Annotated in this window: 13 protein-coding genes; 10 read left to right on the top strand and 3 right to left on the bottom strand. The window is 70.7% G+C overall.

All coding sequences use genetic code 11. From position 1 onward, the window contains the following. Positions 1 to 107 precede the first annotated feature (107 nt). A complete protein-coding gene (locus OG992_RS11340; RefSeq protein ID WP_266303185.1) occupies positions 108 to 761 on the bottom strand; it encodes a class I SAM-dependent methyltransferase in 654 nt (217 codons plus the stop codon). Between the two features lie 117 nt (positions 762 to 878). Between OG992_RS11340 and OG992_RS11335 the strand changes: the two genes are divergently transcribed. Next, positions 879 to 1,634, top strand: a complete 756-nt coding sequence (locus tag OG992_RS11335) for an SDR family oxidoreductase (protein WP_266303184.1) — start codon at positions 879 to 881, stop codon at positions 1,632 to 1,634. 9 nt (positions 1,635 to 1,643) lie between these two features. Here the strand turns inward: OG992_RS11335 and OG992_RS11330 are convergent, their stop codons facing one another. Further along, positions 1,644 to 3,845: a hypothetical protein gene (locus OG992_RS11330; protein ID WP_266303183.1), complete on the bottom strand. Its 2,202-nt coding sequence runs from the start codon at positions 3,843 to 3,845 to the stop codon at positions 1,644 to 1,646. Positions 3,846 to 4,022: 177 nt separating this feature from the next. Continuing rightward, on the bottom strand, positions 4,023 to 4,994 hold the full coding sequence (locus OG992_RS11325) for an AraC family transcriptional regulator (RefSeq protein ID WP_266303182.1): 972 nt from the start codon (positions 4,992 to 4,994) through the stop codon (positions 4,023 to 4,025). A gap of 84 nt (positions 4,995 to 5,078) precedes the next feature. Here OG992_RS11325 and OG992_RS11320 point away from each other — a divergent pair, with 84 nt between their 5' ends. The 9 genes from OG992_RS11320 to OG992_RS11280 all read left to right on the top strand — a co-directional run bounded on the left by OG992_RS11320 (position 5,079) and on the right by OG992_RS11280 (position 14,821). After that, on the top strand, positions 5,079 to 6,047 hold the full coding sequence (locus OG992_RS11320; RefSeq protein WP_266303181.1) for an SDR family NAD(P)-dependent oxidoreductase: 969 nt from the start codon (positions 5,079 to 5,081) through the stop codon (positions 6,045 to 6,047). Between the two features lie 57 nt (positions 6,048 to 6,104). Beyond that, the gene (locus OG992_RS11315) at positions 6,105 to 7,253 is read left to right on the top strand and encodes an FUSC family protein (protein WP_266303180.1); all 1,149 of its coding nucleotides are present in this window, start codon (positions 6,105 to 6,107) and stop codon (positions 7,251 to 7,253) included. A gap of 91 nt (positions 7,254 to 7,344) precedes the next feature. Then, positions 7,345 to 7,869, top strand: a complete 525-nt coding sequence (locus OG992_RS11310) for a hypothetical protein (protein WP_238686387.1) — start codon at positions 7,345 to 7,347, stop codon at positions 7,867 to 7,869. A 73-nt stretch (positions 7,870 to 7,942) separates the two neighbouring features. Further along, complete coding sequence (locus OG992_RS11305) at positions 7,943 to 8,785, top strand: DUF4097 family beta strand repeat-containing protein (RefSeq protein WP_266303179.1); 843 nt, start codon at positions 7,943 to 7,945, stop codon at positions 8,783 to 8,785. A gap of 32 nt (positions 8,786 to 8,817) precedes the next feature. After that, the gene (locus OG992_RS11300) at positions 8,818 to 9,795 is read left to right on the top strand and encodes an ATP-binding cassette domain-containing protein (protein WP_238686385.1); all 978 of its coding nucleotides are present in this window, start codon (positions 8,818 to 8,820) and stop codon (positions 9,793 to 9,795) included. Then, on the top strand, positions 9,792 to 10,580 hold the full coding sequence (locus tag OG992_RS11295) for an ABC transporter permease (protein WP_238686384.1): 789 nt from the start codon (positions 9,792 to 9,794) through the stop codon (positions 10,578 to 10,580). The genes OG992_RS11300 and OG992_RS11295 overlap by 4 nt, the downstream gene beginning before the upstream one ends. A 735-nt stretch (positions 10,581 to 11,315) precedes the next feature. Continuing rightward, a complete protein-coding gene (araB, locus tag OG992_RS11290) occupies positions 11,316 to 12,998 on the top strand; it encodes a ribulokinase (protein ID WP_238686383.1) in 1,683 nt (560 codons plus the stop codon). Beyond that, complete coding sequence (locus tag OG992_RS11285) at positions 12,995 to 13,687, top strand: L-ribulose-5-phosphate 4-epimerase (protein ID WP_238686382.1); 693 nt, start codon at positions 12,995 to 12,997, stop codon at positions 13,685 to 13,687. Before araB ends, OG992_RS11285 begins: the two co-directional genes overlap by 4 nt. A 138-nt stretch (positions 13,688 to 13,825) precedes the next feature. Next, positions 13,826 to 14,821 (top strand): ABC transporter substrate-binding protein, encoded by a 996-nt coding sequence (locus tag OG992_RS11280; RefSeq protein WP_238686608.1) that lies wholly within the window; start codon positions 13,826 to 13,828, stop codon positions 14,819 to 14,821. The last annotated feature ends 140 nt before the right edge of the window (positions 14,822 to 14,961 follow it).

Below are 14,961 nucleotides of genomic sequence, written 5' to 3'. Positions count from 1 at the left end.
CAATAGCCAGGTTGCAACTATCTGAATTGGATCGACCTTCGCGTTCGTGTTTCGCCGCTTCCACGGATGGCGGGTGGGCGCGGCGAAGCGGTCGAGCCGATCTCGACCTATTGCCGGACCGTCGGGACCGGCCTGACCGCGCGGCCGAGGACGCAGGGGGAGGAGGGGCTGTTGCTGGTGGCCGGAAAACGGAACCTGCGCAGCTCCTCGACCTCGAAGCCGGCCGCGCCGATGGCCGCGACGGTGTCGCGATTGGTGTGGCAGCCGGCGAACAGCTTCGGCCACAGTGTGGCGTCGAGGAGGCGTTGAGCGCGGTGCAGACCGCTGGCCTCCTCGGCGGCCACGTGCTCGAAGAACCGCACCTCGCCTCCGGGGCGCAGCACCCGGCTGATCTCGGCCAACGCGCTCGCCTGATCGGGCACTGTGCACAACACCAACGCGACCACCGCCGCGTCGAACTCGCCGTCCCCGGCGGGCAGCGCCTCGGCCAGACCGTCGACGACAGTGACCGGAACCGGCGCGGCCGACGCGGCGCGCTCGGCGGCGGCCCGCAGACGCCGCTCCGGTTCGACAGCGAGGACCTCTGTCACCCCCGGCGGGTAGTGGGCGAACATCCGTCCGTTGCCCGCGCCGATCTCGATCACCCGGCCGGAGAGGCCGGCGACCAGGTCCCGCCGGAACGCCGCAGTGCCGGCACGGTCCATCGCGACGCTGAGCCGCTCGTAGACCCGAGCGAACACCGGGTGGGACACCGTGGCCACGTCGACCTCCTGATCTCCGTCGAACTGTTCTCCCGATTGTCCTGCATCCGCGCACGCTTTCCGTCTTACTGGTTGGCAGCACGACTCAACCCAGTGCAGACAGGACGTGGTGCGACCATGAAGATCGTCGTGATCGGGGGCAGCGGCCTCATCGGCTCCAAGCTCGTGGACCGCCTCGGCGCCCAGGGCCACGAGGCGGTGCCGGCATCGCCGAAGACCGGCGTGAACACCCTGACCGGCGAGGGAGTGGCCGGCGCGCTCACCGATGCCGAGGTCGTCGTCGACGTGTCGAACTCGCCATCGTTCGAGGCCGCCGCCGTACTGGAGTTCTTCGAGACCTCGACCCGGACGCTTCTCGCCGCCGCGTCGGACGCCGGGGCGAACCACTACGTGGCGCTCTCCATCGTGGGGTGCGACCGGATCCCGGACAGCGGGTACATGCGCGCGAAGGTCGCCCAGGAGAAGCTCATCGTCGCGTCCGGACTCCCGTACTCGGTGGTGCACGCCACCCAGTTCTTCGAGTTCCTCCAGGGCATCATCGACACCGCCACTGAAGGCGACACCGTGCACCTCGCGCCGGTGCTCATTCAGCCGATGGCCGCGGACGACGTCGCGGCTGCGGTCGCCGAGGTCGCGCTCGGCGCGCCGACGAACTCCGTGGTCGAGGTCGCCGGCCCGGAGCAGTTCCGCCTCGACGAACTGGGCCGCTCCCTCCTCGCCGACCAACAGGACCGTCGTTCGGTGGTGGCCGACCCCGACGCCCGGTACTTCGGCGCCAAGCTGGGCGAACGCTCGCTCGTCCCGGCCGACGGTGCCCGCCTCGCCGGCACCGCCCTGGACGCCTGGCGTACCCGGGCGGGCCGGGAACGCTGAGCCGGCCCGCTACCCCGGCGTCCCGGGCGGGCCGGCCCGCCCACCGAGGCGCTGCACCAACTCCTGCACCGCCTCGGTGAACGGCTCGTCGGACTCGCCCGGCCAGTGCCCGTGGATGGCTGGGGCGACGCTGTCCCCGGGGGGTGTCACCACGTCACAGGGGTCACGCTGTCGACGATCCACAGCGGCGGCCGGGTCACCGGTGGTGGCCGGCCCGGGTGCGGGATGCGGCGAGAAGATCCAGCCCCCGATCGGGTCGGTGTCGCGCCACAGGTTCACCCAGCGCCAACCCACCCGCCGGCCGATCTCGTGCAGTGTCGCATCGTCGACGTAGGCGGGGAAGAGTCGTGCGTAGAGGCGGCGCAGCGGTGATCCGTGGGTGAGCAGGGCGACCCGGTCGCCGACCTGCGGCGGCAGTTGGAGCACAGTGGCGGCGAGCAGGACCGAGCCGTGACTGTGCCCGGTGAGCAGCACCGCGTCGCCGCGCTCGACGAGGTAGGTGATCCGGCGGACCAGTTCCGGCACGGCCCGCTCGGCGTAGCAGGGCGGCGCGAACGGGTGGGCGGCCCGGGGCCAGAAGGTGCCGAGGTCCCAGAGGACACCGATGTGCCGGCGGTACGGCTCGGTCCGGTACGCGAAGATGCCGCCGATGATCAGGCCGAGGATGATCGCCGCGATCACCCAGCTGGCGAACACGATGGCGAACGTGGTCGCCGCCGCCGGCAATCCAATGTTCCGCTCGATGACGTCGCCCGGGAACTGCCCGAGCAGGCCGATCGTGGTGGTGGCCGTGCCGAGTCCGGCGAGGCAGCCGTAGACCACTGCCAACGGCACCAGTTTCTCGGTGAAGCGAGCCCGGGCTATCGCGTCTCGGACCTGCCGCAGTCGGGGCCCTGCCTCGGCCGGCGGGTTCGGGAAATCGCGCGCGACGATCCCCGCGGCGGCCCGGCGTCGACCGCGACGGGAGATCAGGATGACGAGGCCGGCGACGATCGCGGTGATCAGCACCGCGCGGAAGAAGCCGTAGATCGCCCAGACGAAGGCCCGGGGTGGGCCCGCGGCGACGCCCTCCACGGTTGGGGCGTCGCGATCCAGGAAATCCGCCACCCGGCCGACCAGTTCGGCCGAGTACGCCACCGCCATGCTGATCCCGGTGGCGGCGACGACGAGAGCGCCCAGCCCGAACAGCGGGATGGCGCTGCGCTCCCGGCGCTGCTGCCAGAGCAGCACCACGCCCAGCGCGGTCAGCAGCGTCGTCTGGGCCACGAACAGACCAGTCAGCGTCGAGTCGTAGCCGGGGAGCTCCCGCTCCACTGGCCAGGGTTGCGAACTGGTCAGCACGTGCGCCACGACGACCACGGTCAGGATGATGGCAGCGGTCCGGAGGGTGCGGGTGACCCGGTCGAGCCGCCGGTCGTCGGGGGCCCGGTCGATCAGGGGCGGAGTGCAGAGCAGCCCCACGCAGCCCGCCAGGATCACCCCCGTGACCGCGGTCAGCGCGATCGTGGCCGCCGAAGCGCCACTCGCGCCGCGAGCCAGGAGCAGGGCGAGGTCCAGCGTCGCGAAGGCCACCGCGACATGGATGGCGCGCAACCGGCCCACCAGTGGCTCGGCGTCCCACTGACCGAGGGTGCCGAGTCGGGATGTGGAGATGTCCTCATCGGGTGCGCGAAACGCCTCGAACGTCCGCTCCGGTCGGCAGCTGACCCGCCAGATCAGGCCGATCGCGGCGGCCGGGACCAGCGCGAGCACCGCCAGCCGCAGTCCGACCGGCCGTCCACCCAACCAGGACAACCAACTGCGTCCGGCCAGGCAGTCCGGCGACGCCAGACATTTCCATCCGACGAGGTCCAGGGCGACGCCGGCGATGGCGAGCACGTACAGCACTGTGAGCGTGAGTGCCAGCAGCCGGCAGAGGGACTTGACCGTCGCCTCGGCGCCGGGGTTCGCCGGGCGCATCCAGATCGCGACGTTGACAAGCATGAAGGGGAGCAGGAAGACCACCGCCAGGGTGCGGGCCACAGTCCCGGAGGGCAGGTCACCCCAGCGGTACGCCTCACGCGTCACCCCGTGTTCGCCGGTGCTGTCCGAGTACCGGGGGCGCGGCCGGTAGAACCCACCACTGCGGTCACCGGCGACCTGCGCGGTCTGTCCCAGGCCCAGCACCTGTGCGGCGCTCGCGCCGGAGACGCCGTGCACCCGTAGCTCCACGACGCCACCGGAGCTGTCCGCCCCGCTCAACCGCTCTGGCCCATCCCACGTCCCCCCGAGGCGTCTCGCCGTCCGTCCCGCGACCCAGCCTCGACGGCACGCGCCGGGGCCGCCGACCGGGTGACGGCAGCGGGTTCTACCCGAACCGGACCCGCTCAATCTCGACCGGCCGGGGCGCTACCACCCAGGCGGGGCCGGACCGGCGGTCACTGTCGCTTCGGGTAGGTCGTTCCGGCCCTCCCTCGCCAGCTCGGTGCGGTAGGCGCGCGGTGAGAGGCCGGTGGTGCGCTTGAAAGCCACGCTGAGCGCGCTCTCCGAGCGGTATCCGACGGCCTGGGCGATGGTGGCGACCGTGTCGGAGCTGCGCCGGATGCGGTCGGCCGCGAGTTCGATCCGCCACCCGGTCAGGTACTCCAGTGGGCCCACCCCGACGACCTTCTTGAATCGGGCCGCCAGCGTCGACCGGGAGACGGTGGCCGCCCGGGCGACCTCGTCCACCGTCCACGCGTGCGCGGGTCGTGCGTGCATCGCGCGTAGCGCGGGAGCGACCACCGGGTCGGTGAGACCGGCCAGCCACCCCGAGGTGGGCTGTTCGTGGCGGGCCAGGTGCAGCCGCAGGACTCGGATCAACAGGACCAGCGCCAGGTGCTCGGCGACGAGGTGGGAGCCGAGTCGCGTGGATCGCAGCTCCGCGTCGATCTCGCCGAGGGCCCACTGGACGGTACTGGCCTCCGGGGTGTCGGCGGGCACGTGGATGACCGGCGGGAGGTTGTCGAGCAGGAGGCTGCGTGCCCGTCCGCCCAGGGTGAAGGCACCGCCGATGAGGAACACGTCGTCACCGTCGCCGACGTGCGCCACACCGTCGGTGGCGGCCGTGAAGATCGGGTACGCGGGCTGGACCGGCACATCAGGGTCGCTGAAGAGGGTGTAGGCCGCCGGTCGGGTCAGCAGGAAGCAGTCGCCCGTACCGAGGTTGATCGCCTCGGGGTGGCCGTCGACCCGAAGCGAGCATCGGCCCCGACGGACGGCGTTGAACTTGGCCCCCGCCGGTGGTTCGAAACCGACCGCCCAGCGTCCGCCCCCGACCAGGCCGGCGGAGACGTGGCTCGTCGCGCCGAGCAGGGCCAGGACATCCTCCAGCGGATCCATCCCCACCTCTTCTGGACGCTCACGAAAGTATGAAGGACTCCAGGCTATAGGCAGTCTGATCCGAGCGTTCGTAGCCTGGGTTTCATGACAGCGAACCCACGCCTCACCACCCCGTTCCACGCGCGCACCACCGCCGCCGAGGTCCTCGACGGTGTCGACCTCACCGGACAGCGGATGATCGTCACCGGGGGCGCCTCCGGCATCGGTGTGGAGACGGTGCGCGCGCTGGCCGGGGCCGGCGCCGAGGTCACCATCGCGACCCGGAATCCTCGGGCGGCTGACCGGCTCGCCGAGGAGTTCGCCACCGATGCCGCAGTGGGCACCGTCCGGTCGTCCGCCCTCGATCTCTCCGACCTGGCGTCGGTCGACGCCTTCGTCGCGGCCTGGCAGGGCCCGCTCGACGTGCTGGTGGCCAACGCCGGAATCATGGCGATCCCGACCCGCCAGCTGACCGCCGTGGGCTGGGAACTCCAGCTCGCGACGAACCACCTCGGCCACTTCGCGCTGGCCCGGGGGCTGCACGAGAATCTGCGGGCCGCCGAGGCGGCCCGGGTCGTGATGGTCAGCTCCGGGGCGCACCTTGCCACGCCGTTCGACTTCGACGATCCGCAGTTCGAGCGGCGGCCGTACGATCCGTGGTCGGCCTACGGCCAGTCGAAGACCGCGGAGGTTCTGCTCGCGGTCGGCATCACCCGCCAGTGGGCGGGAGACGGGATCACCGCGAACGCCCTGAACCCCGGGTACATCTTCACCAACCTCCAGCGCCACATCGACGACGACACGATGCGGGCGATGGGCGCGATGGACGAAGCGGGCAACCTCATCGAGGCGGAGTACTACAAGAAGCCCGACCAGGGAGCGTCGACCACGGTGCTGCTCGCCGGCTCACCACTGCTCGACGGCGTCGGCGGCCGGTACTTCGACGACAACCAGGAGGCCGAGGTCGTTCCCGGTGGTCCCGACGCCACCGGCGGAGTCGCCGCCCACGCGCTGGACCCGGCCGCGGCCGACCGGCTCTGGGCGTACGCCGAGAAGGCGCTCGCCTCGCGCTGAGGACGGCCGGGCCGTGCCGGCGAGGATTGACCCGGTCGTGGCGGGGTAGGTGCCGCCATGGTCGCTGCCGATCGGCGCGGAGCGGACGCGGGCCCGTCGACCGTCGCCCGGTGGTGGGACCGCTTGGTGGCCGCGCTGCGCGACCGGGTCCGACGAGTACGAACCATCGGTGGCCTGGCCCTGCAGGCCGGCCTGGCCGCGGGGCTGTCCTGGTTCGTGGCGCATTCGCTGCTGCAGGTGTCGCAGCCGGTCTTCGCGCCGATCTCCGCCGTCTCGACGCTCGCCGCGTCGGTTGGTCAGCGGTTGCGTCGCACCGTCGAACTGATCATCGGTGTCACCGTCGGAGTGCTGATCGGCGACCTGCTCCTCCTGGTGATCGGCACCGGGTGGTGGCAACTCGCCCTGATCGTCACGCTGGCGATCGTCGTCGCGCTCTTCCTCGCGGGAAGCGCTGCGGTGGTGGTCCAGGCCGGGGCGACGGCGGTGCTCATCGCCACGCTCAGCCCGGCCGTCCGGGATCTGGAGATCCCCCGGTTCGTGGACGCGCTCGTCGGGGGAGGAGTGGCGCTGCTGGTCACCGCCGTGTTGCTGCCGTTGAACCCGCTGCGCGTGCTCAACCGGGCCGCGCGGCCGGCGTTGGATCTCCTCGCGTCCCAGCTCGACGCCACCGCCGAGGCGTTGACCGAGCGGGATGCCGCTCGGGCCCGTACCGCCCGCAGTGAGCTGCGGCAGAGCGCGGGCCGGTTGAAGGCGTTCGTCGAGGCGACCCAGGGCGCCCGAGAGGCGAGCACCCTGTCGCCGGTGTACTGGCATCAGCGGCACGGGCCGGTGGGCCGCTACGCGCAGGCGGCGGAGCCGATCGACCGGGCGATGCGCAACAGCGGCACCCTGATCCGACGATCGGTGACGCTCATCGAGGACGGCGAGCCGGTGCCGGAGTCGTTGCCGACGGCGGTGGCCGATCTCGCCGAGGCGGTCCGCCTTCTCAAGCGGCAGTTCGCCGCCGGTGCCGAGCCGAACCGGGCCCGGGAGCAGGCGCTACGAGCGGTCCGGACGGCCGGGCACGCCTATCGGGACGGCGTTGGCTTCTCTGGTGCGGTGGTGGTGGCACAGATCCGGACGACCGTCAGTGACCTCCTGGTCGCCTCCGGGCTGAGTCAGGAGGATGCGAATCACCTGGTCAGGAGGATTTTCGGCGACCTCTGAGAGCCAGGTGACCCGCAGTGGAGCCAGGTGGCGGCGTCTTCTTGAGCCATGACTGTTGCACTCTGAGCCAAAGTGGTGCCATGATGGTGCCATGGAGCTGAGGTCATACGTCGAGAACCTGCGTGACGAGTTCGCCGTGGCTGCGGAGGGCGTGGACCCGGAAGCCCGGGCACTGGCCGAACGACTCTTCGCGCAGTTGGAGGCGGCCACCCGTCTCACGCTGCTCGAAGCGCTGTCCGACGCGGCCGACGAGATCACCCGCGACCTCGCACCGGGCTCGGTGCACGTCCGGTTGCGCGGGCGCGAACCCGACTTCGTGGTGACGCCGGCCAGCCCGCCGGTCGAGGTGGCGAGTGAGCCCAGTGGCCCGCCACCGCTGTCGGTGCCGGTGTCCGCGCCCGACGGCGACGAGGGCGGCACCTCGCGCATCAACCTGCGGATCCCCGACCACCTCAAGGCCAGCGTCGAGGACGCCGCCGGCCGCGCCGGGCTCTCGGTCAACGCCTGGCTGGTGCGCGCCGTCGCCGGTGCCATCGGGGCGGGCGACACGCAGCGTCATCCACCACGCCGGGTGGAGCCGACCTCCGGCCAGCACTTCACCGGCTGGGCCCGCTAACTCTCCGTACCCCTTCCACCGCCACGCCGCTGACCAGCGGCGACCTCCGCCGACCACAGTTCGGGAGACCACCATGCCTATTTTCGAGACGCCAGAACCGATTTCCGTCCAGATCGAGCTGCCGATCGGCGATGCCTGGATCGCCGCGAGCGACCGCACCGACACGGTGGTGACCGTGCGGCCCCGCGACCCGTCGAGCAAGGCCGACGTGGGCGCCGCCGAACAGACCACGGTCGAGTACGCCGCAGGGAAACTGCTGATCCGGGTGCCGAAGAGCTGGCGCCGCTACGGGTTCGGCCCCGGGCCGTCGGTCGACGTCCTGATCGAGGTGCCGACCGGGTCGCGACTGCACGCCGAGTCGTCGTGGGCGGCGTTCCGCAGCGAGGGTCGGCTCGGCGAGTGCCTGATCAAGACCGGCAGCGGCATCCGGCTCGACGAGACCGGGCCGTTGGAGATCGACAGTAGCCACGGCGAGGTCACGGTCGAGCGTGTGTTGGGCTCCGCCCGGGTGAAGGTCTCATCCGGCAAGGTGCGCCTCGGCGCGGTCGACGGCACCGTCGAGATCAAGAATTCGTCCGGCGACTGCTGGATCGGCCGCAGCGGCGGCGCGGCCCGGATCAACACGGCCTACGGCGACATCACAGTGGACGCGTCGACGGCCTCGGTGACGGCCCGCACCGCCTACGGGAACCTCCGGCTGGGTGAGGTCGTCCGGGGGGCGGTCGACCTGCAGACCTCCTACGGTGCGATCGAGGTCGGCATCCGTCGCGGGACCGCCGCCTGGCTCGACCTCAGTTCCAAGCACGGCCGCGTGCACAACGCGCTGGAGTCGACCGACAGCCCGGCGCAGACCGACGAGACGGCCGAGGTTCGCGCGAACACCTCCTACGGCGACATCACGATCCGTCGCGCCTGACAACCCGCACGACGACCACAAATGAGGAGACCATGACCAACTCCATGAACCCCGCGATCGTCGCCACCGACCTGCGCAAGTCCTACGGCGACAAGGTCGTGCTGGACGGCATCGACCTGATGATCACCGAGGGCACCATCTTCGCGTTGCTCGGTCCGAACGGCGCCGGCAAGACCACCACGGTGCAGATTCTCTCCACCCTGATCGACGCCGACGGCGGCAACGCCCGCGTCTTCGGCCACGACCTGACCCGGGAACCCGACGCGGTACGCGCCCTGATCGGCGTCACCGGCCAGTTCTCCGCCGTCGACAACCTGCTCACCGGTCGGGAGAACCTGACCCTGATGGCCGACCTGTGCCACCTGGACAGGGCCGCCGGTCGGCGGCGCATCGCCGACCTGCTCGACCAGTTCGACCTGACCGAGGCGGCGGGCAAGCCGGTGTCCACGTACTCCGGCGGCATGCGCCGCCGGCTCGACCTCGCGATGACCCTGGTCGGCGAGCCCCGCGTCATCTTCCTCGACGAGCCGACCACCGGCCTCGACCCGCGCAGCCGCCGGGCCATGTGGCACATCATCCGCGCACTCGCCGCCGAGGGCGTGACCATCCTGCTCACCACGCAGTACCTGGAGGAGGCCGACCAGCTCGCCGACCGGGTGGCGTTCCTCGACCACGGCCGGCTCATCGCCGAGGGCACGCCGCGCGAGCTCAAGCGGCTCATCCCAGGCGGCCACGTCGTGCTGCAGTTCGCCGACCAGGAAGGGCTCGACGTGGCGGCCCGGACGTTCGGGGCCGCCACCCGGGACGACGCGGCCCTCACCCTCCAGGTGCCGAGTGACGGCGGGGTCGGGTCGCTGCGATCCCTGCTCGACCAGCTCGACAGCGCCTCGATCAGCGTGGCGGGGCTCTCCGTGCACACCCCCGACCTTGACGACGTCTTCCTCACCCTCACCGGTCAGCCCGACACCCGGGCCAGCCGACCCGACCACGAAAGGGCTCCCGCGCGATGAGCACCCTCTCCCTCGCCGTCCGCGACTCGAGCACGATGCTGCGGCGCAACCTGCTGCACATGCGGCGGTACCCGTCGATGACGTTCCTGCTCATCGGCATCCCGATCATCATCCTGCTGCTCTTCGTCTACGTCTTTGGCGGCACGCTCGGCGCCGGCCTCGGCCCGTCCGGCGACCGCTCCCAGTACGCCAACTACGTCACCCCCGGCATCCTGCTCATCACAGTGGTCAGCGCCGCGCAGGGCACCGCCATCTCGGTCGCGATGGACATGACCGAGGGGATCATCGCCCGGTTCCGCACGATGTCGATCTTCCGACCGTCGGTCCTGACGGGTCACGTACTGGGCAGCCTGGCGCAGACCCTGCTCAGCCTCGTGGCCGTCACCGTCGTGGCGCTGCTGGTCGGGTTCCGGCCCAACGCCAACGCTGTGGAGTGGCTCGCGGCGATCGGCGTGCTCGCCATGATCACCTTTGCGCTGACCTGGCTGTCCGTCGCCCTCGGCCTGGTCAGTGACAGTGTCGAGACGGCCAGCAACCTGCCCATGCCGCTGATCCTCCTGCCGTTCCTCGGCAGTGGGTTCGTCCCCACCGACTCGATGCCGACCGCCGTGCGGTTGTTCGCGGACTACCAGCCCTTCACGCCCGTCATGGAGACCCTTCGCGGCCTGCTCCTCGGTACCGGGATCGGCGCCAACGGGATCATCGCGGTCGTCTGGTGTGTCGTCATCACGGTGGGCTGCTTCCTGTGGGCCAAGGCCCTGTACAACCGCAACCGGACAGCCTGATCCGACCGGCGCGCTCGGTCCCGCCAACGCAACGAAGAGCCGGCGGCTTGGCCCACAGGGGTCGGGCCGCCGGCTCGTGGCGTCCCCGGGATCCGGCGGCTCGGCGGCGCGAGTGCGTGAAGGGGCGGCGGATTGCCGGTGCGAGTGCGTGATCGACTCAGCTTCGTGACGTCGGCCGATCGCGCCGCCGTGGACCCCGCGACTTCAAGGAACGCGAGTGGATCGTCCGCCCGACGCGTCTTTGGGCGCCGCGGGCCGACCGGGCGGCACGGGCGCGCCAAGACGTTGAATGTTATCGATAACACCGGGCCGCCGTCCGGCTTCGCGCCGGGCGGGTCGCCCTCCGGAGCGCTCAGCCATGAGCCCGCATGGTCGTCGATGGCTGTCGAGTGGATCCGAGCGCGCGACCGCGGCGCCCCGGGAATGTTATCGCTGCCATCATCGCCGGGGGAACAAGTGGTCGCTATCGGACCACGATGCCGCGATGTGCGGCGTCCTGGACCTGTCGCGTCGCCTGTTGACGGGTCTCCGGGCGGCGGTCGTACCGGCCGTGGGCCCCATTCGTCGGATGGCTGCGGCAGTTGAGGCAGAAATCTTGGGGTTTGCACCGGTCCGCTATCTACCCTCCCGAGTCGGTCCGCCTTCCGCGTTCCGTTACGGAGCTGTTGCGGGTAGATGTCTTGACGAGCCTGGATGTGAGCGTTAACACTATCCCCGTTAACGGTGGAGGTGAACATGAACCGTGTGGACGGAGCTAACGACCGCTACGTCGTCGGTGTCGACTACGGCACCCTGTCCGGGCGAGCTCTGGTGGTCCGTGTCGGCGATGGTGCCGAGTTGGGGACCGCGGTGCACGAGTATGGCGATGGCGTGATCAGCACGGCGCTTCCGGGAGGTCGAACCCTGCCCCCGGACTGGGCCCTGCAGAACCCGCAGGACTACCGCGACGTTCTGCGGTACGCCGTCCCGGCGGCGGTATCCGCCGCGGGGGTGGACCCGGCGGCGGTGGTCGGCATCGGCATCGACTTCACCGCCTGCACCGTGCTGCCGACGCTCGCCGACGGCACCCCGCTGTGCGAGACGCCCGAGCTGCGCGACCGACCGCACGCCTGGGTCAAGCTGTGGAAGCACCACGCCGCGCAGCCGCACGCCGACCGGATCAACGCGTTGGCCCATGAGCGGGCCGAGCCGTGGATCGGCCGGTACGGCGGCAAGATCTCCGCCGAGTGGCAGTACGCCAAGGGCCTGCAGATCCTGGAGGAGGACCCGGAGGTCTACGACCGGGCCGAGCGCTTCATCGAGGCGGCCGACTGGATCGTCTGGCAACTCTGCGGCACCGAGACCCGCAACGTCTGCACGGCCGGCTACAAGGGCATCCTGCAGGACGGCCACTACCCCTCCGAGGGCTTCCTGACCGCGCTCAACCCCAACTTCGGCGACTTCGTGGCCAAGCTGGACGGCCCGTTGCTGCCCCTCGGCGCCCGGGCCGGCGCGCTCACCGCCCAGGCCGCCGCCTGGACCGGCCTGCCGGAGGGGATCGCGGTGGCCGTCGGCAACGTCGACGCGCACGTCACCGCTGCGTCCGCGCAGGCGGTGCAGCCCGGTCGGCTGGTCGCCATCATGGGCACCTCGACCTGCCACGTCGTCAACGGCGCGGAGGTCGCCGAGGTGGCCGGCATGTGCGGTGTGGTCGACGGCGGCATCAGCCCCGGCGCGTGGGGTTACGAGGCCGGGCAGAGCGGCGTCGGCGACATCTTCGGCTGGTTCGTCGACCACGCCGCTCCGGCCGGCGTCGACTCGCACGAACGCCTCACCGAGCTGGCCGCGAGTCAGCCCGTCGGCGCGCACGGCCTGATCGCGTTGGACTGGTGGAACGGCAACCGCTCCCTGCTGGTCAACCACGACCTCAGCGGGATGATCGTCGGCATGACCCTGGCCACCCGGCCAGCGGACATCTACCGGGCCCTGCTGGAGTCCACCGCGTACGGCACCCGGATGATCATCGAGGCGTTCGTCGACGCCGGAGTCCCGGTGAACGACCTGGTGATCGCCGGTGGTCTGACAAACAACGCGCTGCTGATGCAGATCTACGCCGACGTGACCAGGCGACCGCTGAACATCATCGCCTCGGCGCAGGGGCCAGCGCTGGGCTCGGCGATCCACGCTGCCGTCGCCGCCGGTGAGTTCCCCTCGATCCACGAGGCGTCGCAGGCGATGGGTCGGGTGCACGAGGCCGTCTACCGTCCGGACCCCGAGCGGGCCCGCGCCTACGACGCCCTCTACGCCGAGTACCGGGCGCTGCACGACCACTTCGGTCGTGGCGGCAACGACGTCATGCTCCGCCTTCGGGCGATCCGCAACGCGGCGGTCGAGACCGCCGCGACCACCCACGAGGCCCCGCTGGAGGTGGTGGCGTGAACGCCGAGGTGACCCGACAGATCGCCGAGCTGCGCGAGACCGTCGCCCGCCTACACGCCGAGCTGACCCGGTACAACCTGGTCGCCTGGACGTCCGGCAACGTCTCCGCGCGGGTCCCCGGCCAGGACCTGATGGTGATCAAGCCGAGTGGGGTGAGCTACGACGACCTCACCGCGGCCACGATGGTGGTGTGCGACCTCGACGGCGTTCTGGTCGAGGGCGACTTCGCTCCGTCCAGCGACACGGCCGCCCACGCCTACGTCTACCGGGCCATGCCCGAGGTCGGTGGGGTCGTGCACACGCACAGCTCGTACGCGACCGCCTGGGCCGCGTGTGGGGAATCGATCCCGTGCCACCTCACCGCCCAGGCCGACGAGTTCGGTGGGGAGATCCCGATCGGCCCGTTCGCGCTGATCGGCGGTGACGACATCGGCAAGGGCATCGTCGCCACGCTCGCCGGGCACCGCTCGCCCGCGGTGCTGATGCGCAACCACGGCGTGTTCACCATCGGCCGCGACGCCCGCGCGGCGGTCAAGGCGGCGGTCATGTGCGAGGACGTGGCCCGCACCGCGCACCTGGCCCACACCCTCGGGCAGCCGGTCCCGATGGCACAGGCCGACATCGACTCGCTCTACGACCGCTACCAGAACGTCTACGGCCAACAACCAGTCGCACCGGCGGGTTCCTGACCCTGCACCGATAAACCGGGACCCGTCGGTCTGCACCACGACGCACCAGCACGCACCACCCGCGTACGCCGCTCTTTCGCACCTCGGCGGTTGGCGCGGTTACCCACCACATCCAGCCAAGGAGATTCGATGGGAAAGATGCGAACGCAGTCCGCTCCGTGGCGCGCTGCCGCGGTCCTCGCCAGCGTGCTGCTGGTCGGCGGCGTGGCGGCCTGCGGCAATAGCGACACGGGCGGCGGCGGCACCAAGGACGACGGCAAGATCACGATGGGCTTCTCCCAGGTCGGTGCGGAGAGCGGGTGGCGTACCGCGAACACCACCTCGATCAAGGAGGCCGCCACGGCAGCCGGGATCGAGCTGAAGTTCGACGACGCTCAGCAGAAGCAGGAAAACCAGATCAAGGCGATCCGCAACTACATCCAGCAGAAGGTCGACGTCATCGCCTTCTCGCCGGTGGTGGAGTCCGGGTGGGACACCGTGCTCAAGGAGGCCAAGGACGCCGACATCCCGGTCATCCTGACCGACCGCTCGGTGGACTCGGCCGACAAGTCGCTGTACAAGACCTTCCTCGGCTCGGACTTCGTCAAGGAGGGCAAGCTCGCCGGTGAGTGGCTGGTCGAGCAGAAGAAGACCGCCTCGGGCCCGGTGAACATCGTCGAGCTGCAGGGCAACACCGGTGCGGCGCCGGCGAACGATCGCAAGAAGGGCTTCGGTGAGGCGATCGCCGCCAACCCGAACCTGAAGATCATCGCTTCCCAGCCGGGTGACTTCACTCGCGCCGGCGGCAAGCAGGTCATGGAGCAGTTCCTCAAGGCCAACAAGAAGATCGACGTGTTGTTCGCGCACAACGACGACATGGGTCTGGGCGCGCTCGAGGCGATCACCGCCGCCGGCAAGGTGCCCGGCAAGGACATCACCATCATCACCGTCGACGCCGTCAAGGACGGCATGCAGGCTCTCGCCGACGGGAAGTTCAACTTCATCGCGGAGTGCAGCCCGCTGCTCGGCCCGCAGCTGATGGACCTGGCCAAGAAGGTCCACGCGGGCGAGGAGGTGCCGACTCGGATCGAGACCGAGGAGACCACCTTCACGACCGAGCAGGCCAAGGAAGCTCTGCCCAACCGTAAGTACTGATCGACGACGGGGTCGCCGCGTTCGCGTGGCGGCCCCGCCGCGTCGCTTTCCTACCCGAAACGGACCGGGCTTGGCCCGCGACGACCTCCGAACCACGCCCGCCCGAGCGGCCCTCCCCAGGGACGACCGGGCGGGCGTGG

It is taken from the genome of Micromonospora sp. NBC_00362, from assembly GCF_026342155.1.
GTDB lineage: Bacteria > Actinomycetota > Actinomycetes > Mycobacteriales > Micromonosporaceae > Micromonospora > Micromonospora hortensis.
The sequence above is the reverse complement of the archived record's forward strand: the minus strand, read 5'-3'. Positions and strand labels throughout refer to the sequence as shown.

What these genes read in the sequence shown, in the direction of transcription:
- OG992_RS11335 (WP_266303184.1), top strand. Translation starts at nt 879, where the DNA reads ATGAAGATCGTCGTGATCGGGGGCAGCGGCCTCATCGGCTCCAAGCTC.
- OG992_RS11325 (WP_266303182.1), bottom strand. Translation starts at nt 4,994, where the DNA reads ATGGATCCGCTGGAGGATGTCCTGGCCCTGCTCGGCGCGACGAGCCAC.
- OG992_RS11320 (WP_266303181.1), top strand. Translation starts at nt 5,079, where the DNA reads ATGACAGCGAACCCACGCCTCACCACCCCGTTCCACGCGCGCACCACC.
- OG992_RS11315 (WP_266303180.1), top strand. Translation starts at nt 6,105, where the DNA reads ATGGTCGCTGCCGATCGGCGCGGAGCGGACGCGGGCCCGTCGACCGTC.
- OG992_RS11310 (WP_238686387.1), top strand. Translation starts at nt 7,345, where the DNA reads ATGGAGCTGAGGTCATACGTCGAGAACCTGCGTGACGAGTTCGCCGTG.
- OG992_RS11305 (WP_266303179.1), top strand. Translation starts at nt 7,943, where the DNA reads ATGCCTATTTTCGAGACGCCAGAACCGATTTCCGTCCAGATCGAGCTG.
- OG992_RS11300 (WP_238686385.1), top strand. Translation starts at nt 8,818, where the DNA reads ATGACCAACTCCATGAACCCCGCGATCGTCGCCACCGACCTGCGCAAG.
- OG992_RS11295 (WP_238686384.1), top strand. Translation starts at nt 9,792, where the DNA reads ATGAGCACCCTCTCCCTCGCCGTCCGCGACTCGAGCACGATGCTGCGG.
- araB (WP_238686383.1), top strand. Translation starts at nt 11,316, where the DNA reads ATGAACCGTGTGGACGGAGCTAACGACCGCTACGTCGTCGGTGTCGAC.
- OG992_RS11280 (WP_238686608.1), top strand. Translation starts at nt 13,826, where the DNA reads ATGCGAACGCAGTCCGCTCCGTGGCGCGCTGCCGCGGTCCTCGCCAGC.